This window comes from Neorhizobium sp. T25_27 (assembly GCF_002968565.1).
GTDB lineage: Bacteria > Pseudomonadota > Alphaproteobacteria > Rhizobiales > Rhizobiaceae > Neorhizobium > Neorhizobium tomejilense.
Map to the genome: position 1 here is coordinate 157,259 of NZ_PVBJ01000003.1, position 23,856 is coordinate 181,114.

Annotated in this window: 21 protein-coding genes; 14 read left to right on the forward strand and 7 right to left on the reverse strand. The window is 59.2% G+C overall.

Annotation, left to right across the window (positions count from 1 at the left end):
• Nucleotides 1-5 precede the first annotated feature (5 nt).
• A complete protein-coding gene (locus C5J24_RS10885; RefSeq protein WP_105417829.1) occupies nt 6-2,276 on the forward strand; it encodes a glycosyltransferase family 2 protein in 2,271 nt (756 codons plus the stop codon).
• Nucleotides 2,273-3,592, forward strand: coding sequence for a glycosyltransferase family 4 protein (locus tag C5J24_RS10890; RefSeq protein ID WP_105417831.1), 1,320 nt, complete (start codon nt 2,273-2,275; stop codon nt 3,590-3,592). Before C5J24_RS10885 ends, C5J24_RS10890 begins: the two co-directional genes overlap by 4 nt.
• An 81-nt stretch (nt 3,593-3,673) precedes the next feature.
• Here the strand turns inward: C5J24_RS10890 and C5J24_RS10895 are convergent, their stop codons facing one another.
• On the reverse strand, nt 3,674-4,627 hold the full coding sequence (locus tag C5J24_RS10895) for a hypothetical protein (RefSeq protein WP_105417834.1): 954 nt from the start codon (nt 4,625-4,627) through the stop codon (nt 3,674-3,676).
• A 372-nt stretch (nt 4,628-4,999) separates the two neighbouring features.
• On the opposite strand from C5J24_RS10895, the gene rfbC reads away from it, so the two are divergent.
• From rfbC to rfbA, 4 genes are read left to right on the forward strand one after another with little or no spacing between them, the layout of a single operon-like run.
• Nucleotides 5,000-5,572 (forward strand): dTDP-4-dehydrorhamnose 3,5-epimerase, encoded by a 573-nt coding sequence (rfbC, locus tag C5J24_RS10900; RefSeq protein ID WP_105418414.1) that lies wholly within the window; start codon nt 5,000-5,002, stop codon nt 5,570-5,572.
• Nucleotides 5,573-5,582: 10 nt separating this feature from the next.
• On the forward strand, nt 5,583-6,644 hold the full coding sequence (rfbB, locus tag C5J24_RS10905; RefSeq protein WP_105417836.1) for a dTDP-glucose 4,6-dehydratase: 1,062 nt from the start codon (nt 5,583-5,585) through the stop codon (nt 6,642-6,644).
• A complete protein-coding gene (gene rfbD / locus C5J24_RS10910; protein WP_371674246.1) occupies nt 6,644-7,588 on the forward strand; it encodes a dTDP-4-dehydrorhamnose reductase in 945 nt (314 codons plus the stop codon). Before rfbB ends, rfbD begins: the two co-directional genes overlap by 1 nt.
• Nucleotides 7,585-8,448, forward strand: coding sequence for a glucose-1-phosphate thymidylyltransferase RfbA (gene rfbA / locus C5J24_RS10915; protein ID WP_105402666.1), 864 nt, complete (start codon nt 7,585-7,587; stop codon nt 8,446-8,448). The genes rfbD and rfbA overlap by 4 nt, the downstream gene beginning before the upstream one ends.
• A gap of 215 nt (nt 8,449-8,663) precedes the next feature.
• Here the strand turns inward: rfbA and C5J24_RS10920 are convergent, their stop codons facing one another.
• The 5 genes from C5J24_RS10920 to C5J24_RS10940 all read right to left on the reverse strand — a co-directional run bounded on the left by C5J24_RS10920 (nt 8,664) and on the right by C5J24_RS10940 (nt 13,489).
• A complete protein-coding gene (locus C5J24_RS10920) occupies nt 8,664-8,876 on the reverse strand; it encodes a hypothetical protein (protein WP_105417840.1) in 213 nt (70 codons plus the stop codon).
• 185 nt (nt 8,877-9,061) lie between these two features.
• Nucleotides 9,062-10,120, reverse strand: a complete 1,059-nt coding sequence (locus C5J24_RS10925; RefSeq protein WP_105402664.1) for an ABC transporter ATP-binding protein — start codon at nt 10,118-10,120, stop codon at nt 9,062-9,064.
• Nucleotides 10,121-10,206: 86 nt separating this feature from the next.
• Entirely contained in the window at nt 10,207-11,097 is an 891-nt protein-coding gene (locus tag C5J24_RS10930; RefSeq protein ID WP_105417842.1) for a carbohydrate ABC transporter permease, read from the reverse strand.
• A gap of 2 nt (nt 11,098-11,099) precedes the next feature.
• Nucleotides 11,100-12,068, reverse strand: coding sequence for a carbohydrate ABC transporter permease (locus C5J24_RS10935; protein WP_105402662.1), 969 nt, complete (start codon nt 12,066-12,068; stop codon nt 11,100-11,102).
• Nucleotides 12,069-12,130: 62 nt separating this feature from the next.
• Nucleotides 12,131-13,489: an ABC transporter substrate-binding protein gene (locus C5J24_RS10940; protein WP_105417844.1), complete on the reverse strand. Its 1,359-nt coding sequence runs from the start codon at nt 13,487-13,489 to the stop codon at nt 12,131-12,133.
• A 396-nt stretch (nt 13,490-13,885) separates the two neighbouring features.
• On the opposite strand from C5J24_RS10940, the gene C5J24_RS10945 reads away from it, so the two are divergent.
• The 5 genes from C5J24_RS10945 to C5J24_RS10965 all read left to right on the forward strand — a co-directional run bounded on the left by C5J24_RS10945 (nt 13,886) and on the right by C5J24_RS10965 (nt 18,459).
• Nucleotides 13,886-14,818 (forward strand): LysR family transcriptional regulator, encoded by a 933-nt coding sequence (locus C5J24_RS10945; RefSeq protein ID WP_046665616.1) that lies wholly within the window; start codon nt 13,886-13,888, stop codon nt 14,816-14,818.
• 142 nt (nt 14,819-14,960) lie between these two features.
• Nucleotides 14,961-15,950: a sugar phosphate isomerase/epimerase gene (locus tag C5J24_RS10950; protein WP_105402660.1), complete on the forward strand. Its 990-nt coding sequence runs from the start codon at nt 14,961-14,963 to the stop codon at nt 15,948-15,950.
• A 129-nt stretch (nt 15,951-16,079) separates the two neighbouring features.
• Nucleotides 16,080-17,738, forward strand: a complete 1,659-nt coding sequence (locus C5J24_RS10955) for a GMC oxidoreductase (protein WP_105417846.1) — start codon at nt 16,080-16,082, stop codon at nt 17,736-17,738.
• Nucleotides 17,739-17,926: 188 nt separating this feature from the next.
• A complete protein-coding gene (locus C5J24_RS10960) occupies nt 17,927-18,172 on the forward strand; it encodes a CopG family ribbon-helix-helix protein (RefSeq protein ID WP_105402658.1) in 246 nt (81 codons plus the stop codon).
• The gene (locus C5J24_RS10965) at nt 18,169-18,459 is read left to right on the forward strand and encodes a type II toxin-antitoxin system RelE/ParE family toxin (RefSeq protein ID WP_105402657.1); all 291 of its coding nucleotides are present in this window, start codon (nt 18,169-18,171) and stop codon (nt 18,457-18,459) included. The genes C5J24_RS10960 and C5J24_RS10965 overlap by 4 nt, the downstream gene beginning before the upstream one ends.
• Nucleotides 18,460-18,778: 319 nt before the next feature.
• Here the strand turns inward: C5J24_RS10965 and C5J24_RS10970 are convergent, their stop codons facing one another.
• The gene (locus C5J24_RS10970; RefSeq protein ID WP_046666233.1) at nt 18,779-19,246 is read right to left on the reverse strand and encodes an Lrp/AsnC family transcriptional regulator; all 468 of its coding nucleotides are present in this window, start codon (nt 19,244-19,246) and stop codon (nt 18,779-18,781) included.
• A 120-nt stretch (nt 19,247-19,366) separates the two neighbouring features.
• Here C5J24_RS10970 and C5J24_RS10975 point away from each other — a divergent pair, with 120 nt between their 5' ends.
• From C5J24_RS10975 to C5J24_RS10985, 3 genes are all read left to right on the forward strand, one after another.
• Nucleotides 19,367-20,845, forward strand: a complete 1,479-nt coding sequence (locus tag C5J24_RS10975; RefSeq protein WP_105402656.1) for an NAD-dependent succinate-semialdehyde dehydrogenase — start codon at nt 19,367-19,369, stop codon at nt 20,843-20,845.
• Between the two features lie 14 nt (nt 20,846-20,859).
• Nucleotides 20,860-22,263 carry an aspartate aminotransferase family protein gene (locus C5J24_RS10980; RefSeq protein WP_105402655.1) on the forward strand — a complete coding sequence of 468 codons (1,404 nt, stop codon included), beginning with the start codon at nt 20,860-20,862 and terminating at the stop codon, nt 22,261-22,263.
• Nucleotides 22,264-22,406: 143 nt separating this feature from the next.
• The gene (locus tag C5J24_RS10985; RefSeq protein WP_105402654.1) at nt 22,407-23,855 is read left to right on the forward strand and encodes a PLP-dependent aminotransferase family protein; all 1,449 of its coding nucleotides are present in this window, start codon (nt 22,407-22,409) and stop codon (nt 23,853-23,855) included.
• Nucleotide 23,856: the final 1 nt, after the last annotated feature.

Sequence of the window (23,856 nt, forward strand, 5' to 3'; positions counted from 1 at the left end):
AAGGCATGCTGGTCACCGAACAATCCCCCACGGTTACCAATCCTCCGGTCACCAGCCCCCTGGTCGCCAAGCCAACACCCGCTAAGCAGGCGACAAGCAGGGCGATGCGCTCCGGCAGGGTCATCGGCTGCCGCGTCGACGAAACAACCCTGCTCATCATTGGCCTCGGCCAGGTCCCGGCCGGTGACGTGGCGGTTGGCGTCGGCGAAGACCAGGCCGACACGCGAAATGCATTTGTCTCGGAATGGCGTTCGGCCGCGTCCTCACCGCGGGCCAAGCACGGCTTTGCGGCACTCCTCCCGGCAGGGGACACGGACCTTGCCATGAGCACGATACGCTTTGGAGAGAAGGAGACCAGCGCGCCGTACATCTTTGCGCCCCGTCTTGCGTCAACGGAGGAAGCAGCCGCGCTCATGCTTGAGTCCGCCGGATCTCAGTCGGCCGCCGTCATAAACCGGCTCGTGGACGCGCTGATGACCGGCAATCTCAGCCGCCGCAGGCTTCTCACCATAACCGCGCTTTTACAGGCGACCCACGCCACTGATGGCTTCGTCGAGTTGATCGGTGAGAGCCATGACGGCGTGACATTCCTGCAGGGCTGGAGCCGCGGCATGGCACCCGGGCCTTGCCGGATGTCCCTGATCGGAAGGGCGACACCGGTGGTCGCGGAATGCGGTATAGCAACCTTTGCACGGCCCGACGCTCCTGATGGCGCCACCGGTTTTGTCGGCCTTCTGGAGACGGACGAGGCTGCCCGCGCTGCCGACATTGAAGGTCTGATCTTTCGAGGGCGCACCGGCTGGAGGCATGTTGCCATCCACCCTCGCAAGCGCATCGCCGATCCGCAGGAAACCCCCGAACATATCCGGTCGGTCCTGATGCGCACCCATGGCACGCCGGACGTGCTCCTGTCCCTGCGGGCCGCAGCCAACAGCTTCGAGGGCAAGGAAACCGTCTCCGGCCTGCCCTATCCCGTCCGGATGGGGATAGACAGCATTTTCGAGGCCGATGTGGCAAATCTCCTCATCTCCGGCTGGCTTTACGACCCCGATGGCCACGTCGCGACGGTTAGACTGCGCCGACGCGATGCTGCGACCCGCCTCGACGAACATTGGACGCGCTTCGATCGCCCCGACGTCACGGACAGTTTCAACGACCAGGCGCACCTTGTGCCGGGTCTGCGGGGAGATCAGCGCGCCCACGGCTTCATCGCCCACGCCCAGTTATCGGCTGAAGATCCCGGTGCCCCCACTTATTTCGAACTGACGCTGCAGGATTCGCGCCGCGCGTTTCTGCCAGTAAAACCGACACGCCTTTCGGCACGTTCGGCGGCATTGCGCCAGATCGGCTCGATTGATCCCGCCAACAGCGCGCTGCCGGGGATCGTCGATACACACATTGTTCCGTTCCTCAAACAATCATCAGGAAGATCAGCGCCGGTCATCGAAACCATCATAGATGCCGGATTCTTCGATGAAGAAAACGGCCCGCCGATCATCATTGGCGTCGGCGAGAGCGAGGAAGATATCTCCCCGCTGCTCGCCCTGCTTGCGCTCGATCCGGAAACCCGGGGCGCTCCGATCGTGATCGCCATGCCCGCCGAGCGGTTTCGCAGGCAGGCCACCCGCCTCAAGGAGCTCGCACGTTTCTATCGCCTTTCGGTCAGAATGGTGTCGACGAAGGGTATGGGCGACGTTTACGACATGCTGGAAGCGGGCACGCAGGCGCTTTCCTGTGAAACGGTCGTGTCGCTCTCCGCCTCGCTGATCCCGCATGGGACAGGCTGGTATGGCAAGCTCGTGGCCGCGGCTTCCACGATGAAAGGAAGCATCATCTCGCCTGTCCTCGCTTACGAAGACCATTCGGTTCGCTGGGCGGGAAGCTGGATTGACGACGGCAACGACGACCAACCGGTTGTGGGCCGCTACGCCGGATATCCGCTCAAAGCGGTGACCGACATGAAGGTGACCGGCATCGCGGCGGCATCGCTCGAATGCTGCATCATGCCCCGCGACGCCCTGTCGCGCGCGGGCGGCTTTTCCGGCGGCTATCTCGGCACGCAGGAAAAGGGTCTGGATCTCGGCCTCCGCCTCAGCCGGTCAGGATTCGACTCCTACTTGCTGCCGTCCGTGCAGATGTGGGGCTGCGACGACGCACGCGCCGGCGATAGTCCCGCGATGGCGGCTTTGGTGGAGGAGATCGACCGAAAGATCTTCAAGAGCCAATGGCTGCCTATCCTCACCGTTGAAAAGCACCTGGAAAAGAGGCCCGCATGAACGAGCAGCTTCGCGTCCTTGTCGTCTCGCATGCACATCCATCGGTCTCGCTCGGCGGGGCGGAAATTGCGTCCCACAACCTGCATCTCGGCCTGAAAGCATTGCCGAACGTGGAATCGGTTTATCTGGCCCGGATCGGACACCCGGTGCCGCGGCACGCCGCATCCGCACTGATGAGCCTGCGCCTTGTCGAGGACGAATTGCTGTTCCACACGGACGATTACGACCACTTCTTCCTGTCCAACGGCGATACTCGGGCGATCAGCCGGGACCTCTTGCGTTTTGCACGCGATCTCAGGCCCCATGTCATCCATTTCCACCATGTTCTCGGTATCGGCCTTGAAGCGCTCTATGCTTTGAGAGAAGCGTTTCCGCACGCCGCCATCATCGTCACCTTCCATGAATATCTGTCGATCTGCCACAATCACGGGCAGATGGTGAAACGGCCTTCCGGTCAGCTCTGTGAAACCGCGTCCCCGGTCGCCTGCCACGGCTGCTTTCCCGAGATCCCCGTCTCACGCTTCCTGAAGCGGGAATTGTTCGCCCGCGGCATGCTCGGCCTTGCCGACGCTTTCATCTCCCCCAGCCGGTTCCTGGCGGATCGCTATGCCGCATGGGGCATTGAAAGAGACAAGATCAGCGTGATCGAAAACGGCATCGCCATGGAAACGGCGGCGCCCGCGCGCGAGGTTCAAGGTGCCAAGCCACGCCGCAATCGCTTTGCCTATTTCGGACAAATGACCCCATTCAAGGGCGCCGATCTCCTGATCGAGGCCGTCTCGCGCATCCCGAAGGAGATATCGGGCGAAGACTCCTGCCTGATGATCTTCGGCGGCAATCTCGAGCGGCAGCCGGTCGAATTCCAGGAACGTATCAAGAAGCTCATCGCCGACGCCGGCCACCGCGTTCGCTTCTACGGCGCCTACCAGAATGCGGACGTGCCGCGTCTCATGCGTTCCGTCGACTGGGTGGTTCTGCCGTCCGTCTGGTGGGAAAACTCGCCCGTTGTTATTCAGGAAGCTCTGCTCCACCGCAGGCCGATGATCTGCTCCGATATCGGCGGAATGGCCGAGAAGGTGCGCGACGGAAAGGACGGCCTGCACTTCCGCGCAGGCAGCAGCCAGGATCTCGCGGATCGCATCGTCGAGGTGCTGGGCGATGGCAAGATCTGGGAGCGGCTGCGCGTTTCCATGCGCCAACCCGCCGACCGCGCCGCCTGTGCGCGCGAACACGTCAAACTCTATCGCACATTGCTACGGCGGAAACTCGATGCCGCGATCGCCGAAAGCCCCAAGCTTCTCTCGCCCGCGCTTTAAAGACACTCGTTTCGAGAAACGCTGAGGGACCGGCCTTCTTCGCGAAGGCTGCCTTGTCTCGGCAGGCTCGGCAACATTCGGTCACGAATGCGCAGCGCCTGCCGCTGTCAGCCGCGCGATGCGGCCGTCCAGTTCCTCCAGCCGGCGGCCGAAGCCGAGATTGTCCGGCTGATACTCAATGGCGTCCGCAAGCATGGCCCGCGCCGTCACAAGCTCACCGTCGCGAATATGGCGGTTGGCCCGATGGTAGAGGAAGTTTGCCTGCTCGACAGGAGAGAAATTTGGGCCGAAGCGCGCGTGAAACCTGTCGGCCCAGGCCCGATGCCGAGCAATCGCCGTCATGGCGATCTGATAGGGCCGCATTGGCGCGGTCACGCGCGCTGCGCGGGCGAGACCGCGCAGACCCGGAAGATCGTCTGCGCGGCAGGCCTCGATCAGCGACAGCGCGCGCGCCGTCCCGGTAAAGGCGCGAACGGTGCCATGACCGGTCATATGGACAGGCACCAGTTGGGTCCTCTCCTGTAGCGCCGTGATCCGAACCGCGTGCTGGTGATCGACGGTGTGAAACGGATCGAAGAACAGATAGGCCCGGCCTGCCGCGTGATCAGGCGCGATCCCCATATTGGCATGAAGGTCGGGCGAGAAATGGCGCGCAAACCTGCCGTCGAAGGGAACAGCCTTCGGATCGATGGAGACTTGCGGGCAGAAGGCGACGGCAACTGTGGCGTTGAAGCGCCTCCGATAGCGCAATGCCGCATAGCCGCCCTGCGAATGCCCGTAGAGGATCCGCTCCGATGTCGCGTGAAGTATGGGCGCGGCCGCCTCGACGGCCTTGACGACGCTTGCCGCTGGAAACCAGTTCGGCCGCCTGCTGATGAAGCCGAGCGCCGAAATGCCGGCCTTCTCGCACAATCGCTGCCCCCAGAAACGACTGCCGTTCGCCCTCATTTCCATTTCGTTAAATGTGACGAGAAGGTAGGGAGACGACCCGGAACGATGTATCACCTCCAAATTTTCATCTGAAAATATGATCATATGGCCACCATTAAGCGGTTCTGGAATAAAACTAATTCAAATTTTGAACTATATCTGCTCCATGATGTAATCATACGTAAATGTTGCTTAACATCAATAACATATTTACGCGCACGATTTGAAAATATATTCGTTAAGCTCCTATTTTTGGCTATAGGAATTTTACCTGGCTGCGAAAATACCAATCACGCCTCAACGTCCGCACAAGATGTTTCTCGCCTGCATTCGTTACCCTGGAGACACCGAGACGGCTTCGTTGCAACGGCACAAAACAAAAAGCCCTTTGGAGATGTCACGAATGATCCAGTGAACGCGGCCGGATGTGTCCATCACGTGGTTGAAATGATCGAGCGATCTGAGTGCGAGGAAGACATGCAATTTGAACGGACGAAAATCGCCGACGTCGTGCTGGTGACGCCCCAAAAAAATGGAGACCATCGCGGATATTTTTCAGAGACTTTCCGTTCTGACGTCTTTGGCCAAAACATCGGCGCCTTCAATTTCGTCCAGGATAACCAATCGCTTTCCGTAGAAGCTGGCACGGTGAGAGGATTGCACTTTCAGATTGAACCTCGCGCTCAAGGAAAGCTGGTCCGGTGCATCGCCGGTTCCATCCTCGATGTCGCAGTCGACATCCGGAGAGGATCACCGACTTTTGGACAATATGTCCAAGCGGAGCTGACCGCCGAGAACGGTTGCCAGGTCTGGATTCCCGCAGGGTTTGCACATGGGTTCTGCACTCTCCAGCCCAACAGCATCATCTCCTACAAGGTAACGGACTACCACAGCCGCGACCATGACCGCGGAATATTATGGAATGATCCAGAGCTCAACATCAGGTGGCCGGTGACAGCAGAAAGCGCCGTGCTTTCGCAGAGAGATCGGATGCAACCGTGTCTCGCCGAGCTTGAGACGACTTCATTCACAATAGCTGGTGGCAGCTAGGGAGCATGCAATGCGAGTCCTCGTTACCGGCGGCGCCGGGTTCATCGGATCGGCTGTCGTGCGTCATCTGGTTCTCGTTAAAAACTACGACGTCTTGACCGTAGATAAGCTGACTTATGCCGGCAACGTGGCGTCGCTCGCCACCGTCGAAAACAATCCGCGGCATCGTTTCCTTCAGGCAGACATTTGCAATCGAGCGGCGATGCAGGAGGCGTTCGACAGTTTCAAACCCAACCGAGTCATGCATCTGGCGGCGGAGAGCCACGTGGACCGCTCTATAACTGGCGCCCGCGACTTCATCGAAACCAACGTCATCGGCTCATTTACCTTGCTGGAGGCAGCCCGGCACCACTGGCAGGATCTCTTCGGCAAAGCTAAAACAGACTTTCGCTTTCTCCACGTCTCTACCGACGAGGTTTATGGCTCTCTCGGCGAGGGCGGATTGTTCACCGAAGAAACCCCCTACGATCCCTCTTCTCCCTATTCAGCGTCCAAAGCAGCCTCTGATCACCTCGCCAAGGCGTGGGCCCGCACCTATGGCATGCCGGTTATTGTCTCCAACTGCTCGAACAATTACGGCCCTTATCACTTCCCTGAAAAACTGATCCCGCTGATTGTGCTGAATGCTCTTGAGGGCAAAGCGCTGCCTGTTTACGGTAACGGCGCCAATATCCGCGACTGGCTATTTGTCGAGGACCACGCAAGGGCGCTGGACCTCATCGCCGAACGCGGGAGGATTGGCGAAACATACAATATCGGCGGCCGCAATGAGCGGCGCAACATAGAGGTGGTCAAGCGCATCTGCTCGATAGTGGATGCCCTTCGGCCGCAGAAAGCCCCACACGAGCGACTGATCACATATGTCACGGACCGGCCCGGGCATGACGCGCGCTACGCGATCGACGCCACCAAGCTCGAGGCGGAATTGGGTTGGAAGGCAGAAGAAAATTTCGATACCGGGATCGAAAAGACCGTCAACTGGTACCTGGAAAACGAATGGTGGTGGGCGCCGCTTCGTCAGGGATACGGCGGTGGCCGGCTCGGCCTCCTTAACGGATCCGGAGGCAAATGATGGCGCGGCGGTATGTGGTCACCGGACGTGGCGGGCAGGTCGCGCAGTCTCTGATCGAGCGAGCCGAGCACCACGGCGAGATAGAAATTATTCCGCTAGCAAGACCCGATCTCGACCTTGCCGATATCGGAACGATCGAAAAAGCTCTTGTGGAAGCGAGACCTGAACTGATCATCTCCGCTGCCGCCTATACTGCCGTCGACCAAGCGGAAAGCGACGCCGCCAAAGCTTTCGTCGTCAACGGCGCGGCCCTAAGCGAGATCGGTCGCGTGGCATCCAAGCTCAACGTGCCGATTATTCATTTGTCGACGGACTATGTCTTCGACGGCGACAAGTCTTCGCCTTATCAGGAGAGCGACCCTGTCGCCCCCCTCTGTGTTTATGGGCGGTCGAAGCTTGAGGGCGAACATCGTCTCATCGCGTCGGGGGCGGATTACGTCATCCTCAGGACCGCATGGGTCTACAGCCCCTTTAACAAGAACTTTTTGCGCACGATGTTACATCTTGCCGGAAGTCATGACGAACTCGCTGTCGTCGCCGATCAATACGGCAATCCAACATCTGCACTCGATATCGCCGATGCCATATTAACGGTTGCCGACAATTTGCTGTCGTCACGGGACCAGCGCCTGCGCGGCATGTTCCACATGGCGGGAAGCGGTGAGGCCAGCTGGGCAGACTTTGCTTCCGAGATCTTCCGCATATCTGCCGAGATGGGTGGCCCGTCTGCGATCGTCCATCCGATCCCGACTGCGCAATATCCGACACCGGCTCGCAGGCCAACCAATTCGAGGTTGGATTGCAGCAAACTCGAACAGATTCACGGCGTTCGACTGCCAGTCTGGAATATCGCGACCGCGACTACGGTGCAACGGCTCTTGGCCAGCGGCGCGCCGGAAAACAGGCCGGCATGGAAAAGGCATTTTGAGGAGAATTGTCGATGAAGGGTATCATTCTGGCTGGCGGCAACGGGACGCGGCTGCATCCGATGACGCTTGTCACGTCGAAACAGCTCATGCCCGTCTATGACAAGCCGATGATCTATTATCCGCTCTCGACGTTGATGCTGGCCGGAATACGCGACATCCTCATCATATCCACGCCGCATGATCTGCCCGATTTTCGCGGCCTGTTAGGCGACGGTTCGGCCTGGGGAATTTCGCTTTCCTATGCGGAACAGCCTTCACCTGCAGGTCTTGCTCAAGCTTACATCATCGGTGCCGATTTTGTCGGATCGGATCAGTCCTGCCTCATCCTCGGTGATAACATTTTCTACGGCCATGGCATCACGGAGCTTTTTGAAAGCGCCGCGGCGCGCAACGATGGCGCGACAGTGTTCGCCTATCATGTCCACGATCCGGAACGTTATGGCGTCGTGGAGTTCGACAAGGCAATGAAGGCGATCTCGATCGTCGAAAAGCCGACTGTCCCGAAATCCAACTGGGCGGTTACCGGACTCTATTTTTACGACAAGGACGTGGTCGACATTGCCGCAAACCTCAAGCCGTCGCTGCGCGGTGAACTGGAGATTACCGATGTCAACCGAGTCTATCTTGAACGCGGCAAGTTGAACGTCGAACAAATGGGCCGCGGTTTTGCTTGGCTCGACACCGGCACGCCCGAGAGTTTGTTGGAAGCAGGCAATTTTGTCGGCACTCTGCAGAAGCGGCAGGGCATCAAAATCAACAGCCCTGAAGAGGTCGCCTGGCGCAGGGGCTTTATAGATGACAAGCAACTGGAGGCCGTCGGCAAGAAGCTGGGCAAGAGCGAATATGGTAGATATCTACAAACGCTTTGTACCTAAATTCAAGCTTAGGCCCTGTTGAACAAAGTATGGCAGCCATATTTTGGCGGCCGCTAAGGCAAGAAATCCCGAAGGGATTTCCTGGTCTTGTCGTAGCGGGTGGAGGCGCGCCGGAACTGCTTGAGCCTGCCGGACATTCTCTCGCCCGGCATCAGCGAATTTAACATAAAGACGTGGTATGAGTTCCATCGCCAGCTATAAGCGCCACCTCTCGGTCATCGGGCCACTTTGTACCCTACCTTCTCCCTGTCCCAGGTCGTGTTCGTCACGCCTTTCTCGATCAGCTTGAATTTCTGAACTTTGCCGTTTTCAGTCAGCGGCAGCGCCTCAATGAAATCCAGGAAGCACGGCACGGAAAAATGACCCATCCGGGGCTGACAGAAGTCAATCAACTCCGAGGCACTGAGATCGAAGCCTTTTTTTAGCATTATCGATTCGCCGGCTTTGACACCTGCTGCCCCAGCGGCCGGTCGCCGTATCGCTCGGCCTGAAGGGAGACCATCTGAGGGAATGTCCGCATTGACGGACTGAATGTCTCCGTTAGCTGAAAGACCTTCGCCTCTCGAGATAATTCGATCTGAGGTGCGTTCATTGTTGTTCGTCCGCCTGCCCTTCAGTTTATCCGCTGTTCGCTTTGCTGGTCGAAGAGATGGACCTTCCAAGGATCGAATTTGACGCGAAGAACATCTCCTGGCCGCGTCGCAAATCGCTCCCGGAAAACACCGATGACCCGCTGCCCGGATATGTGCCCGACGACATGCGTTTCGGCGCCTGTCGGCTCGATGACGTCGACGACAAGGGGCAGGCCATCGTCATCGCTAATGGCAAGGTTTTCGGGGCGGATGCCATAAATGACCCGCCGCCCTTCGCTGGCGGAGACTGGAAGATCGGAAACCGGAAACCGGACATCGCCGATCCAGACCGCGCCTGCGGCATATCTGCCTGACAGGAAGTTCATCCCCGGCGAACCGATGAAACCTGCAACGAAGAGATTGGCCGGCCGATCGTAGAGGGCAAGAGGAGAACCGACCTGCTCGACGAAACCGTCGCGCATGACCACGATCTTGTCTGCCATGGTCATGGCTTCGATCTGGTCGTGCGTCACGTAGACCATAGTGCTGCCCAGCCTCTGGTGCAGCGCCTTGATCTCGCCGCGCATGATAACGCGCAGCTTGGCGTCCAGATTGGACAAAGGCTCGTCAAACAGGAACACCTGCGGATTGCGCACGATCGCCCGCCCCATCGCAACGCGCTGCCGCTGGCCGCCCGAAAGTTGCCGTGGATAACGCTCGAGCAGGGCTTCGAGGTCGAGAATTTTGGCGGCCTTTTCGACCTCGATGCGGATCTCAGCCTTTGCGTTGCCGCGCATCTGCAGGGAGAAACCCATGTTCTGGGCAACGGTCATGTGCGGATAGAGCGCATAGCTCTGGAAAACCATCGCGATATCCCGGTCCTTCGGGGACATGTCGTTGACGATGGTCGATCCGATATGGACCTGTCCGTCGCTGATTTCCTCCAGCCCGGCAATCATCCGCAGCAGTGTCGACTTTCCGCATCCCGACGGTCCGACCAGAACCACGAACTCACCGTCGTCGATATCGACGTTCACGCCATGAATGACCTGAGTCTGATTGTAGATCTTTCTGACATCGCGAAGATTTACGTTGGCCATGCTTCCATTCCTCGTTGCGCGCGCCGACTGTCCCGTCGGGCGCAGCGGTTGCCTTCCGCTCCAGGCGGATCGCAAGCCGTTGATGGTTATCCTTTGACAGCGCCGCCGAGTACGCCGCGTACGAAATATTTCTGAAGGGTGACGATCAGGACCAGGGGCACGATCACCGAGATGAAGGTCGCCGCAGTGAGCGTGTTGAGGCCACCTGCATTGGTCTGCGCCAGGCTTGCGACCTGCACCGTCAGCGGCGAAAGCGAGCCGGAGCCCAGGAAGATCAGCGGGATCAGGAGGTGGTTCCAGGCGATCATGAACTGCAGGATTGCCAGCGATGCGAGGACGGCTCCGGATAGCGGCAGGATGATCTGCAAGAATATTCGGGGTTCGGAAGCGCCGTCGATGCGTGCGGCTTCCACAAGATCGGATGGAATGCTGGCGAAGAAGCCGTAAAGGAGAAAGATCCCGAACGGCACCGTCAGCCCCATCTCTATGATCCACACCGGGATGAAGGTCCCGGTAAGGCCGAGCGCGAGAAAGAACTTCAGCATCGGCACCAACACGAGCTGGGGTGGAAGCACTTGGAACCCGACCATGGCGAGAAACAAGGCGATGCGCCCTCGAAACCGCATCCGGGCGAGCGTAAACGCCCCGATCGCGGAAAAGAGCACGGTGCCCAGGACGGTCGGGACCGTCAGGACGATCGAGTTCACGACGCTTCGGCCAACGCCGGTCAGGTACATCGCTTCGACATAGTTCGACAGCACTGGCCGCCACTCGATGAAGGCGTGCCACCACCCTGTCCGCGACGAGTCGCTTTCCGATCGGAAGGTCGTCACGAAAAGCGACAGGACAGGCGTGAACCAGACCAGGCAAAGCAAGAAGACCGCGGTGTGCAGTGCTACACCTTTCAGCCGGGTTCCGAGCTTCGACGTGGATTGCATCGGTGCGGACATGGTTCTGTGGCTTTCGATTGCGGACATCGTCACTCTCCTCCCCCCGACTTGATCTGCTTGATATTCATAAAGATCACGGGGGACGCCAGGATGAGGAGCAGGACAGCGATGGCGCTGGCCGTTCCCAGATTCTGCTTCACGAACAGCTCCGTATACATTCTGTTGGCGATCACATCGGTGCCAAAGGAGCCGTTGGTCATGACGTAGACGATGTCGAACACCTTGAGTGAGAAGATCGCCTGGGTCGTCAGGACTACGAGGATCGTTGGCCACAGCGAGGGAAGCGTCACGAACCGGAAGATCGCCCACTCCCCCGCTCCGTCTATGCGGGCCGCTTCGACCAGTTCGCGCGGCATGTTCTTGACGCCCGCGGACAGGATCAGGGTGGCGACGCCGATACTCATCCACACCGCGACGACGATCAGCGCATAGTTGTTGACGCTTCGGTCGATCAGCCAGGCGATCGGCATCCGGCCGGTAATCGCCGTCCAGATGGCGTTGAGCGTCCCGGTCTGGGGCTGCATCGGTGGCTCGTAGGTGTACATCATCTTCCAGATCACGGCGCCGGCGACGAAGGACATTGCGGTCGGCAGGATCAGGAAGGTTCTGGCGATGCGTTCGTACTTGACCCGGTCCAGCATGATGGCGGCCGAAAGCGCAAGCACGGCTGTCAGCAGGGGAAAGACGACGATCCACAGGACATTGTTGAACAGAACGGGTCGCATGGCGCTCCCGAATGCCCAAACGAAGTTGCTGAATCCGACCCACTTGCTGGCCGTGGCATCGCGGAAACTGAAAACGATCGATGCGGCAAGCGGATAGGCGATGACAAGCCCGACCAGAGCAAGGACAGGCGAGAGCCAGATCCACGGCCGCAGGCTGCTCTGGCGCTTCTGCGGAAACCTTCTGATCGCCAGTTCGCCCGGCAGGATGATGGCGAGGACGATCGCGGGCATTGCGAGAAGCCCGAGGACAAGCTGCAGGATCTGACTAGTCATGGTGCTTATTCCGTCTTGTGCCGAGAGCGACCTCAGGCCGCTCCCGGGATTGATCGTCCGAGTTATCTCGCAGCGTCAATGGACTGCAGGACGCTGTCGAGGCTGTCGGGATCGAGCACATATTGCACAATACCCTTCCACAAGGCTTGGATTACTGGCGGATCGACAACCTGGGTCGGCTGGGCGACAAGTGTCACACCCGGCTTGAGCAGCGTCTCGCGAGCCCGTTTGAGGACCGGGTTGGAATAGTCGCTCGGCTGAACCGCCTGACTGGCGACGGTCCAGTTACCAGCGGAAGCTACGAGCTTCTGCGCCTCGTCCGAAACGAGGTAGGACAAGAATGCCTTGACCTGCGGCGTATCCTTGAATGCCAGATAAAGCGTTCCGCCGAAGGTCTCATAGGCCGCATTTTCCGGCGTGCCCGGCACCGGCATGAAGTCCAGGTCCTCGATCGGCTTGACCTTTGGATAGATCAAGGTGGTCAGGCTGCCTGCATACGTCCCCCAAAGAAGAACCGAGCATTGCGGCGGCTCGTAGAAAAGTCCGGTACCGACTTTGACGGCGGGCGTCGACATGGCAGCAACCGGCCCTCCCGGAACCATCTTCGGATCGTGGGCGACTTTGCCGAACGCCTCGAAGGCTGCCTTCACTTCGGGAGCGGTCCAGGAAACCGAGCCATCGGCAAGACCTTTGAGGGTTTTCTGGCCGGACTTCTTGAGGATGTAGGCCTGGATCCAGTTGCCGGCGAGCGCTCCTGAAGAAGCACCTCGCTCGTCGGTATAACACCAGGGCGTCTTGCCGGCGTTGGCGCGCTTAACGGCCCATGCGTCGAATTGCTCCCAGGTCGGCGAATCTTTCGGGCCGTCATAGGTATGAGCGTTGTACCAGACCATGAAGTTGTTGAGTTCGGTCCAGACCCCGTAGATCTTGCCGTTCAAGCTTGCCGCATCGACAAGTCCGGCATCAAATTTACCCTTGATGGCGGCTTCGCCGACCATCGCGCCGATATCCTTCAAAGCGCCCTGCTTGGCGTAACGCATGAGGTTGTTGATATTGGTGGAACCGGCAAGATCCGGCGGATCACCCGCCTGGACGCGGGTCTGCAGCACCGCGGCAAAATCGGTCGTGCCCGTATAGTCAACGGTAATGCCGGTCGCCGCCTGGAAAGGCGCCCAGGCCGCCTTGAGCATATCAAGCTCCCGGCCGCCGTTGACGCCGAGAATGGACACCTTGCCACCGATCTTCTGCCCGCCGGTCAGTTTCGACGCATAAGCCTGCGCCGCATCGATGAGAGGCTTCGGAAGCTCCACCGCCTGGGCATGCACCATTCTGTCGGAGGATGCCAACGCCATCGCCACCACGAAACCCATGGATAGCAGTGTCGGCACGCGCGACGTCTTCTCAGTTTTTAGCAACACCATGATGTATTTACCTCCTGTTAGACGGCCATTCGCAAATTCTTGCGTTTGCGCGCACGACCGCTGCCGGCATCTCCCCGAAATGCAGGATGCTTACGGCTCGAACGTGTGCACATATTCCCGGCGCGGCTCCGGCCCGCCGTTTCCGTTTTCCGTGACTTATGACGCCAAGCTTCCAGGCTTATCCAGCGCAGTCACCGTGTTCCCCTATGCGGCCGATTTTAGCAGAACAATCACAGACATGCAGATCCGGTGTCGATATGCCATGGCGGGGTTCTGCCCGGCCTTTGTGACACGACACTCCGTTCACCGCGGCTCGAAGTCAAACAACTAACATTGCCCGAGATATAACCTTTAGTCATACTGCCCCCTATAAACGCGTTTCGCAGCAAGGCCCCCATGAACAAAAACCTGCACCGCCTAGATCTTCGACAGCTCCGGCATTTCATTGCGGTCGTGCATACGGGCAGTTTCAGCATGGCGGCGGAGAACCTGCGGCTAACCCAACCTGCGCTCAGCAAGAGCATCCGCAGCATGGAGCAGTCGCTTGGCGTCCGCCTGCTCGACCGGGGACCGAGCGGAGTTCAGGCTACCATCTTCGGACAGCGCCTGATCGGTTACAGCGAATTGCTGCTGTCATTGGCCAGCGAAGCCATTGATGAAATTGACGCGCTACGCGGTGCGCGTCGTGGCTCGCTCCGAATTGGAAGCATGGCTGCCGCCTTGCGACAACTTATCCCCGATGCGTTGAACCACTTCGCGGTAACACGCCCAGATGTGGGCCTGATGGTGCATGAGGGTATAAATGAAGTCTTGCTTCCTCAGCTCTTCGCCGGAAAGCTCGACGTCGTTTTTACCGTAAAACCCAGCGAGATCCTAAACGAGGATTTTGAGTGGAGGCTTGTCGCGAGGGAGCCCGTGCAAATCGTTGCGCATCAATCGCATCCGCTTGCAAATCGTGAAAATCTCACAGTCTCTGATCTCGCAAAATACAGCTGGGTCCTGCCACCGCTACCCGAGACCGACAGGCTGCTGCTCGAGTCTCTTTTCCGCAGTGCCGGCTTGCCAAAACCTGTGGTGGCCGTGGAAACGACATCGATAAATTTTCTCACGTCGATGATCTCGCGCACCCACCATTTGGCCTATCTGACACGCGCGAACCTTCAAGGAAGTGGGTTGGGATTAGTGGCTCTCGACTTCAACGAGATTTCACTGGCGCGCGACATATATGCGGTGTTTCGCCGCAAGGGGGAGGTCCGTCCAACAGTCTCGGTACTTCTCAAAGAAATCGAACGATCCAGCGGTATGGGCGGATCCCTTTCGCCGCAATAAGTCCGCTATGACGATCAGTTATACCTTCGCCAGTCGAAGTTATTTTATTCGATGAGCGCGCTCATGTACCTCTAAACGTACTCGTCTCATCGACAACACGCGCAGTAAGGGCATTTCGCGTCATCCGGATATATGTGTCCGGATGCTGGTGAAGGCATGTCCAAAGATAGAGGGACGAGCGGCGCGGAATAACCAAAAGCGGACATTCTTGATGACAGATTCCCAATTTGCTTCCGGCGGCTACAGATATGCTCTCAATCCCATCCAGTGGTTCGCGACGGAGGACGGCTGGCTCGATCCGACCAAAGGACCGACGCCGCGGGATCTGCTGAAAGAAATCGCGCGCTCCGGATTTCACGCCGTTCACGCCCAGGTTCCAGCCGGATGGACGACAGAGGACTATCAGAACGCCCTGAAGGATGCAGGCCTGCAACCTGCCCCGGGCTACCTGTCGATGGCGCTGCCGGAACACGGCGTCGATATAGCGACAACACTGGAAACGGCACGTACGAGCGCCACGCAACAGGCACAACTCGGCCTGACCGACATGTTCATCTCCACCCGCATGACCAAGGATGCACCGCGCGTCAAACGCCCGGGTGTCGGGGCGGAGTTCGACGAGGCCCGCTTTGTCATGATCTTCGACCTCGTCGAGCGAGCCTCGGCAATTCTGAAGGAGGAAGGCGTCAAGGCGGCGCTGCATCCGCATATCGGGACCTGGATCGAGAGCGAGGCTGAAACCCGCCGCCTGCTGGACAATATCAGTTCAGATCAGCTCGGTTTCGGCCCTGACACGGGGCATCTGTCATGGGCTGGGGCGGATATCATTGGTCTCATGAGCGATTACCGCGACCGGACACGAGTCGTGCATGTGAAGGATTGCCGGCTGAGTGTGCGCGACGCGGCCAAGGCTGCCGGAAAGAGCTATCAGGAAACCGTCGTTTCCGGGCTTTGGGCGGAACCCGGAACTGGCGAACTTGATCTTGAAGGGATGCTCGCTGCACTGGGGCCTGATTTTGACGGCTGGCTGATTGCCGAAGTGGACTTTCCGACGCTTCCGCCATTCGAATGTGCTCAAGCCAGCGCCGAGTGGCTGGCAGATCTGCGGCGCGCCGTCTCCTCTTCCCGTTGAGCCGATACGGCGGGGCGCCCCGCATCAGATCGGATCGCTGCATGGCGGTCGTTCCGGCCCGACCAACACCCGGAATTCCGTTGATCTCTCGGGACAAATCTCTTTGCCGCAGGCAGGATACTGAAAGCTATGTCTCAAACCGTTTATGATGCACTGGTCGTCGGTTCCGGCGCAGCCGGGTCCTTTGCAGCCAAGGAGTTGACTGCCCAAGGTCTGTCGGTCCTGCTCCTCGAGGCCGGACCTTCGGTCGGTCCTAAGGACTTCGACCCGGCTCGCAAGAAGGCGGCACAGAAGGACATCAACATCTGGGAACGGGCACGCGCGACGGCGAACGGGCAGGCCGTACAGGCGCGCGCGGTCTTCTTCAAGGAGTGGATGAGCCACCTCTTCGTCAACGATCGTCGAAACCCCTACACGACGCCGCCGGATGCTCCGTTCCTCTGGATCAGAGGGCGGCAGGCCGGCGGGAGGCTGCACACCTTCGGTCGCGTCCTGCTCCGCTGGAGTGACGACGATTTCAGGCTGCATGCCCGGACCGGTCAGGCCGTCGACTGGCCCTTGTCATATGAGGAACTCGATCCTTTCTATGCCGAGGTCGAATCCTGTCTGGGCCTCTACGGCCAGGAAGACCATGTCTCAACGTTACCCGACGGAATTTATTCGAAACGAGCAACTCTCACGCCGGCCGAGCAATCGTTCAAGGCAGCCGTTGAGGGACGATGGCCAGAACGGCGCGTCGTATCTTGGCGCTATATCGCTCCGGAAGCCGAACGCATCCCCCGCGCCCTTCGTGATGCACAGTCGACCTCCCGCCTCGCCATCCGCTACAATGCGGTCGTGCGTCGTATCACGACCGATAGTCGGACCGGGATGGCGACCGGTGCGGAATTTACCGACAGCGACACCGGAACAACGGAAACGGTCCGGGCTTCGAACGTCGTCGTCTGCGCCTCGCCGATCGAGAGCATCCGGCTTCTCCTGAACTCCGCCTCGTCCCGGCATCCGCAAGGCCTTGGCAACAGTTCGGGGACGTTGGGGCGTTACTTCATGGACCAGCTGCCATGCCTGGCAATGGGGTCCTTTCCATCGGTCCCCGGATGGATGAAGGATGATTCCGCGCCGGCAGACCCCTTCTACAATGCCTCCGGCGGCATCTTCATCCCGCGGTTTGAACCCTCCGGGACCGGAGGCCAAAGCAGCGATTTCGCTTATCAAGGGGCTGTCGGCAGGGCGCCCGTTTCGAGCGATACGCCGGCTCGCATGGCGTTTTTCGGCTACGGCCAGATGCTGCCCCACGCCGACAACCGCGTGACCCTGGATAGCCGCAAGACGGATACCTGGAACATTCCCGTCCCGCATATCCGCTGTGTCATGAGTGCCAGAGAGCGTGAACTCCTGGCCAGGCAGGAAGAAACCTTGGTTGAAATCGTCAGGCAAGCCGGTGGCGACCTGGAGTTCATAGGATCGCCGCTCGGCCTCAAGGAAATGGGAAAGGGCGCCTATCCAAATGCTGACTTCTTCAGCCGCCTGATGTTTCGAAAGATGTTCCATCGAAGCATGTCGATGGGCGCCGCTATTCATGAGACCGGCGGTATACGGATGGGAACGTCGCCTGAGACGTCGGTCCTGAACGCGTGGAACCAGAGCTGGGATGTTCCCAACCTTCTCGTTACGGACGCAAGTTCCTTTCCGACGAGCGGTGTCGCCGGAACGACTCTCACGGTCATGGCACTCACGACACGTGCATGCCGGCGCCTCGCTCAGCATGGTCATGGCCGGCCAACGTGACCGCGACCGTTCCAGCCGAATTGCGGCTCTACGATCATTGCGCTTTTCAGCCAAGCCTGACTGACAACATAGCGGCCAAATTGGCCAATGCTTGTTCGCGCCAAGACGAGGACTTGGAGGTAGGACTGTTTGAACCTTGACGAACCAAAGTGGTTCACTGATATTCAAGGGAACCAGAAAGGGCTTTTATGACTGCGTTTACAATCCGCGTCCCAGACGATGTCGCCGACCGTCTAAACCAGCTTGCCCAAAAGCTAGACCGTTCCCGCTCCTATGTGGCAGCACAGGCCATTGAAGATTTCGTATCACGCGAAGAATGGCAGCTAGAAGAAATTGAAGCCGGAATTGCTGAGGCGGACCGCGGCGAATTCGCCAGTGATGACGACTTGGCACGCGTAGTTGGCAAATACGTCAAGACAACTTCCCGGTCATGAAGCAGAGGCGCATCCGGTGGACCTTGCGCGCGTTGCGGCGGCTTGACGAAATTGGTGCGTACATAGAACATGACAACCCAGATGCTGCGGCACGGGTCGTTGCCCGAATTGTCGCGTCCGTTGATATTCTGGGAGAGATGCCTGCAGCTGGACGCACGGGACGCATCCCAGGCACGCGCGAAGTTGTACTGTCGGACATTCCTTACATCATCCCTTACCGTATTCGCGAGGACATTGAAATTATCACTGTAATGCATGCTTCTCAGAAGTGGCCGACGAAGCTGTAAGCCCGTGCCTCGAGTAGGCAACATCCAACAAACGCCAAGCGAACATGCGAAATGTATATCTTGCTCCTGAACCGATTTGAACCTCAGATCCGCTGTCTCGAGATAGCTGGCACTACGGATTCAATTCGGATTGATGGGCTGGTTATAAGCGTTGGACGTTGCGTAAAACTCGACTAGACAGCCATCTGTCGAGCCCTCGGTGGCGCCGCCGCCGGCCTGGTCAATGGGGCCGGCGAGCGGCTACATGTGGGCGATTCTCAACTACATCGTCGGGACGGAAAATATCTTGTCGCAGTGCAAGGCCGTGCGCAGACGGCGGTCAGTCCTCGATCGGGAAAGCAAAGCCAGCTTTCACTCGATCCATTACCACCATGGTTTTGAAACCTCTAATATCGTGGTTCTCATAGAAAAACCGACGTGTGAAGGCTTCGTAGTCCTCCATGTCCTTGGCGGTAATAACCAGAATGAAATCGGCATCGCCCGTCACGTAGTAGCCGATCATGACTTCCCGAGTGGCGCGGATCGCTGCCTTGAATCGATCAACGATGTCGGCGCGTTCGCGCTCTAGCGAGACAAGCACGATCATGGTGATGCCGCGGCCCCCGGCCTTGGGCGAGACGATTGATACATCTGCCTCGATCACCCCTTCTTCACGCAACCGCTTCAGGCGTCGCTGACAAGCCGTCGGTGAGAGATTGACAATTTGCGCCAGCTCTTCTGACGTCATGCGATTGTTCTTTTGAACAGCCTCAAGCAGCGCCCTGTCCGCTCTATCGAGAGTAGTCATGCAGAAATCCTGCGTTGAGAGCCAAAATTGAGCACAATTCCTGCACCGAAGGTCAATCAATGCAGCCAGACGATCATGTCCTACGACTAGTCTCCTTGTAAACCCAATTTGGAGCCCCGCATGAAAGGTATTGCCAGCGCAGCGCTGAAAAACCTGCAACGACCGGATCTGCTCGAGCGCCGTGCCTTTCTGAGCGGCACATGGGTTGCACGCGGAGAGACGCTGGGCGTCGTCGATCCTGCAACCGGCGAACACCTCGTCGATGTGGCGGCCTGCTCGCTTGAAGACGCCGATGCTGCCGTCGACGCTGCGAAGAACGCCTTTCTGGCTTGGCGTGACAAGCTTCCAGTCGAACGAGGCCAGATCCTTCGCATCTGGGGCAAGCTGATGCGCGACAACGCGCAGGACCTCGCTGTCATCATGACGGCCGAACAGGGCAAGCCGCTGGCAGAGGCGCTTGGCGAGATTTCCTATGCCGCGAATTTCCTCGAGTGGTTTGCCGCCGAAGGCGAGCGGGCCTATGGCGAAACGATCCCGAGCCACCTGCCAGGCAGCCGCCTTTCGGTACAGATGCAGCCGCTTGGCGTCACCGTTGCGATCACGCCGTGGAACTTTCCCTCCGCCATGATTACCCGCAAGGCGGGCGCGGCTCTCGCGGCCGGCTGCACCATGATCGTCAAGCCTGCGCCGGAAACACCGCTATCGGCGCTTGCTCTGGCAAAGCTCGCGCAGGAGGCCGGGATGCCCGCCGGCGTATTCCAGGTTCTCACCGGCGAAGCTGCACCGCTTGCACGCCGTCTGCTGGAACACACCGACGTGCGCGCATTTTCCTTTACCGGCTCCACCGAGGTCGGGCGCATCCTGCTCACGCAGTCGGCCGCCACCGTGAAGAAGGCCTCGTTGGAACTTGGCGGCCATGCACCTTTCATCCTGTTCGACGACGCTAAGCTTTCCGACGCTGTAAAGGGCTGTATCGGCGCAAAATTTGCCACGTCAGGGCAGGATTGCCTCGCCGCCAACAGGATTTACGTCCAACGCGGGCATTACGATCGGTTCGTCGACGCCTTCGCCAAGGCGACCCTGGAGCTTAAAGTCGGTCACGGCCTCGAACCCCGCACCGATATCGGGCCGATGACCCGCCCCTCCGTAGCCGAAAAATGCCGCCAGCAGATTGCGCAGGCAATCTCCGCCGGCGCACGTCTCGTCTGCGGCGGACAGGACAGCCCGCTTGGCGGCAATTTCGTCACGCCGACCGTGCTTGCCGATGTCACCGATGACATGCTGATCGCACGCGAAGAGACCTTCGGCCCAGTCGCCGCAATACTGCCGTTCGATGACGAGCAGGACGTGCTCGCCCGTGCCAATGCCACCGAAATGGGGCTCGCAGCCTACGTCTACACCAATGATCTTGGCCGCGCGATGCGCCTTACCGACCGGCTAGAATACGGCATGATCGCCGTCAACACGCCGAAATTCACCGGCGCCTCGATACCCTTTGGTGGCTGGAAGCAATCCGGCCTTGGTCGCGAAGGCTCGCGCCACGGCCTCCTGGAATATCTCGAAGCAAAATATGTCTGCTTCGGCAATCTCGCTGCATGAAAGGATCCGCTGCTATGACCACCAACCTCGATCAGATCGCCGAGATGGACCGCAAATCGGTCCTGCATCCCTTTACGCAGATCAAAGATTTCGCCAGCGGCAAATTGGGCGATCCAACGATCGTCGAAACCGGCAAGGGCATCCGCATTCAGGATGCGCAGGGGAACCAGCTGATCGACGGCTTCGCCGGTCTTTACTGCGTCAATGTCGGCTATGGCCGCACCGAGGTTGCCGAGGCCATCTCGCGCCAGGCCTATCGCCTCGCCTATTACCATACCTATGCCGCCCACACGACGGATGAACTCGCAATCCTTTCCGACCGTCTGGTGAAAATGGCGCCAGGCCGGATGAGCAAGGTTTTCTACGGCATGTCGGGTTCCGACGCCAACGAAACCCAGGCCAAGCTCGTCTGGTACTACAGCAACCTGCGCGGTACGCCGAACAAGAAGAAGATCATCTCCCGCGAACGGGGTTATCATGGTTGCAGCGTCGTCTCCGGCTCGATGACCGGCATGAGTTTTTACCATGACCACATGGACCTGCCGCGTGCCGGCATTCTTCACACCGGCGCGCCGCATCATTATTGGGGCGCTGACGCAGGCGAAACGGAACTCGAATTCTCCGGGCGCCGCGCCGACGAACTCGAAGCGCTGATCCTGCGCGAAGACCCCGACACCATCGGCGCTTTTATTGCCGAGCCCGTACTTGGCACCGGCGGCATCACTCCACCGCCGCAGGGCTATTGGGACGAAGTGCAAAAGGTCCTCAAGAAATACGACATCCTGCTCATCGCCGACGAAGTCATCACCGGTTTCGGACGCACCGGCTCAATGTTCGGGTCGCAGCATTACGGCATCGAACCTGATCTGATCACGGTCGCCAAGGGCCTCACCTCGGCCTACTTCCCGCTGTCGGCCGCCATCGTCGGCGAAAAGGTCTACAAGGTGATGGAAGAAGGAGCCGACCGCGTCGGCGCTTTTTCGCATGGCTACACCTATTCCGGCCACCCGATCGGCGCTGCAGCAGCCAACGCCGTTCTCGACATCGTCGAGAAGGAGGATCTGCCGGGGAATGCACGCACGGTTGGCACCTATTTCCAGGCACAGCTGAAGGAAAAGTTCGCTCAGCTTCCCATCGTCGGTGAAGTGCGAGGCGTCGGCTTGATGGGCGCCATCGAATTTGTGGCGGATCGAGAAAAGAAGACGCGCTTTGCGCCGGGCCTTGCTGTCGGAGCACGTATCTCGAAGGCAGCGCGCAATCGTGGGCTGATTGCCCGTGCCATGCCGCATGGCGATATTCTGGGTTTTGCGCCGCCCCTCGTCACGACGAAGGAAGAGGTCGACGAGATCATTGCCATCGCCGAATCCGCTGTGCGCTCGGTCATGGACGATTTGGTCCAGGCTGGCGAAACGATTTGACGCAGGCATCACTGCCGGGCGGGACAAGTCCCGCCCGGCCATTATTCCTGATACAATCAAGGCCCAGGCTGCATAATGCTTCATCTTTGAGACGAAGCGTGCATAATGTCATGAAATAGCCGTCCTCAAAACGAGCCAATTTCATGCGACGTCAAGCCAATCCCCTCAACCTTGTTCCGATCGCGGCGACCAAGCCGGTGGCATGGCGGCCGCATCTTTCCAAGCAGAGGGGTGAGACGAAACATGCGGCGCTCACCGAGCGCATCATCGCCGATATTGATGCTGGCGTTCTCAAGCCAATGGATCGCATGCCGACGCATCGCGATCTGGCGCGCGAACTCGGCCTTTCGGTCCAGACGGTCAGCCTCTCCTACAAGGAGGCTGAGCGGCTCGGCTATCTAAGCGGTGAGATCGGTCGCGGCACCTTCGTCAAGACACGCGTGACCGACCGCGCCGGCCGCATGATGCTTGACCATAGTGCCAACGAAGTGCACGATCTTTCCATTATTCGCGGCGTCTATCTCGATGCGCATGAGGCCGCATCTCGCGAGATCCTTCGTGAGCTTTCCGAAGGCGACAATGCAAGCTTCATGCGTCCATGCCGCCCGATCGCCGGCCTTGATCGTCATCGGGAGACGGCGCGCATCTGGTTACGCACGCTCGGCGTCACGGCCGGGGTGGAACGCGTTCTCCTCACCAACGGCGCCGCCCACGGCATTTTTCTCGCCCTGAGCTGCATTGTCCGCTCCGGCGATGTCGTCTTGAGCGAAAATCTCACCGATCACGGCATCATCGGACTTTCCAATATACTCGGCTTCAGCCTGAAGGGCCTGCCTACCGACAATGAGGGCATTTTGCCCGATGCACTGGAAGCCGCGTGCGCGGCAGGCGGTGTCCGGGCATTGGTGCTTATTCCAACCCTCAATAATCCAACAGGTCACGTCGCGGGTGCGGAACGCAGGCGTCAGATAGCCGCGATTGCGGCACGTCATGGCGTGTTCGTCATCGAAGATGAGGTCTATCGACCACTGATCGAAGAGGATCTGCCTTCGATCACGGAAATGCTGCCTGATCTCGGTTTCTTCGTCACGAGCTTCACCAAGGTGGTGCTGACGGGGTTGCGCGTTGGCTATCTCGTTGTTCCACCCGCCTATTCCATTCGCGCCGCCTCAATCCTGCGCGTATCGAGTTGGAGCGGCACCTATCTGACCGGCGAAATCGCAACACGATGGGTCGAGAACGGCACGGCGCAGCGTCTGCTCGAAATTCAGCGAGACGAAGCAAAGGCACGCCAAAACATCGCGACGGAAATTCTCGGCGACCATATCGCCTCCAGTCATCCGCTCTCGCTCTGCGCCTGGCTCAAGGTCCCGCCGCACTGGTCCGAGGAAGGTCTGGTCCGTTCGCTCACCAACCAGAAAGTCGCCGTCACGCCGTCCGAACCCTTCATTGCCGGACCGGGTCATGGTGGCGGCATTCGTATCTGTTTGGGCGGACGCCTGAACCATGCAAGCCTGGCCAAGGCGCTGACAACCGTGCGGCAGGCCTTTGAGCAACTGCCGCCGGTCTATGACGTCGGTTCGATCGGCTAGA

What these genes read in the sequence shown, in the direction of transcription:
- rfbC (WP_105418414.1), top strand. Translation starts at nt 5,000, where the DNA reads ATGCAATTTGAACGGACGAAAATCGCCGACGTCGTGCTGGTGACGCCC.
- C5J24_RS10965 (WP_105402657.1), top strand. Translation starts at nt 18,169, where the DNA reads ATGAAGCAGAGGCGCATCCGGTGGACCTTGCGCGCGTTGCGGCGGCTT.
- C5J24_RS10920 (WP_105417840.1), bottom strand. Translation starts at nt 8,876, where the DNA reads ATGCTAAAAAAAGGCTTCGATCTCAGTGCCTCGGAGTTGATTGACTTC.
- C5J24_RS10940 (WP_105417844.1), bottom strand. Translation starts at nt 13,489, where the DNA reads ATGGTGTTGCTAAAAACTGAGAAGACGTCGCGCGTGCCGACACTGCTA.
- C5J24_RS10885 (WP_105417829.1), top strand. Translation starts at nt 6, where the DNA reads ATGCTGGTCACCGAACAATCCCCCACGGTTACCAATCCTCCGGTCACC.
- C5J24_RS10970 (WP_046666233.1), bottom strand. Translation starts at nt 19,246, where the DNA reads ATGACTACTCTCGATAGAGCGGACAGGGCGCTGCTTGAGGCTGTTCAA.
- C5J24_RS10930 (WP_105417842.1), bottom strand. Translation starts at nt 11,097, where the DNA reads ATGTCCGCAATCGAAAGCCACAGAACCATGTCCGCACCGATGCAATCC.
- C5J24_RS10895 (WP_105417834.1), bottom strand. Translation starts at nt 4,627, where the DNA reads ATGATCATATTTTCAGATGAAAATTTGGAGGTGATACATCGTTCCGGG.
- C5J24_RS10925 (WP_105402664.1), bottom strand. Translation starts at nt 10,120, where the DNA reads ATGGCCAACGTAAATCTTCGCGATGTCAGAAAGATCTACAATCAGACT.
- C5J24_RS10935 (WP_105402662.1), bottom strand. Translation starts at nt 12,068, where the DNA reads ATGACTAGTCAGATCCTGCAGCTTGTCCTCGGGCTTCTCGCAATGCCC.
- C5J24_RS10950 (WP_105402660.1), top strand. Translation starts at nt 14,961, where the DNA reads ATGCTGGTGAAGGCATGTCCAAAGATAGAGGGACGAGCGGCGCGGAAT.
- C5J24_RS10975 (WP_105402656.1), top strand. Translation starts at nt 19,367, where the DNA reads ATGAAAGGTATTGCCAGCGCAGCGCTGAAAAACCTGCAACGACCGGAT.
- rfbA (WP_105402666.1), top strand. Translation starts at nt 7,585, where the DNA reads ATGAAGGGTATCATTCTGGCTGGCGGCAACGGGACGCGGCTGCATCCG.
- C5J24_RS10955 (WP_105417846.1), top strand. Translation starts at nt 16,080, where the DNA reads ATGTCTCAAACCGTTTATGATGCACTGGTCGTCGGTTCCGGCGCAGCC.
- rfbB (WP_105417836.1), top strand. Translation starts at nt 5,583, where the DNA reads ATGCGAGTCCTCGTTACCGGCGGCGCCGGGTTCATCGGATCGGCTGTC.
- C5J24_RS10890 (WP_105417831.1), top strand. Translation starts at nt 2,273, where the DNA reads ATGAACGAGCAGCTTCGCGTCCTTGTCGTCTCGCATGCACATCCATCG.
- C5J24_RS10960 (WP_105402658.1), top strand. Translation starts at nt 17,927, where the DNA reads ATGACTGCGTTTACAATCCGCGTCCCAGACGATGTCGCCGACCGTCTA.
- C5J24_RS10945 (WP_046665616.1), top strand. Translation starts at nt 13,886, where the DNA reads ATGAACAAAAACCTGCACCGCCTAGATCTTCGACAGCTCCGGCATTTC.
- rfbD (WP_371674246.1), top strand. Translation starts at nt 6,644, where the DNA reads ATGGCGCGGCGGTATGTGGTCACCGGACGTGGCGGGCAGGTCGCGCAG.
- C5J24_RS10985 (WP_105402654.1), top strand. Translation starts at nt 22,407, where the DNA reads ATGCGACGTCAAGCCAATCCCCTCAACCTTGTTCCGATCGCGGCGACC.
- C5J24_RS10980 (WP_105402655.1), top strand. Translation starts at nt 20,860, where the DNA reads ATGACCACCAACCTCGATCAGATCGCCGAGATGGACCGCAAATCGGTC.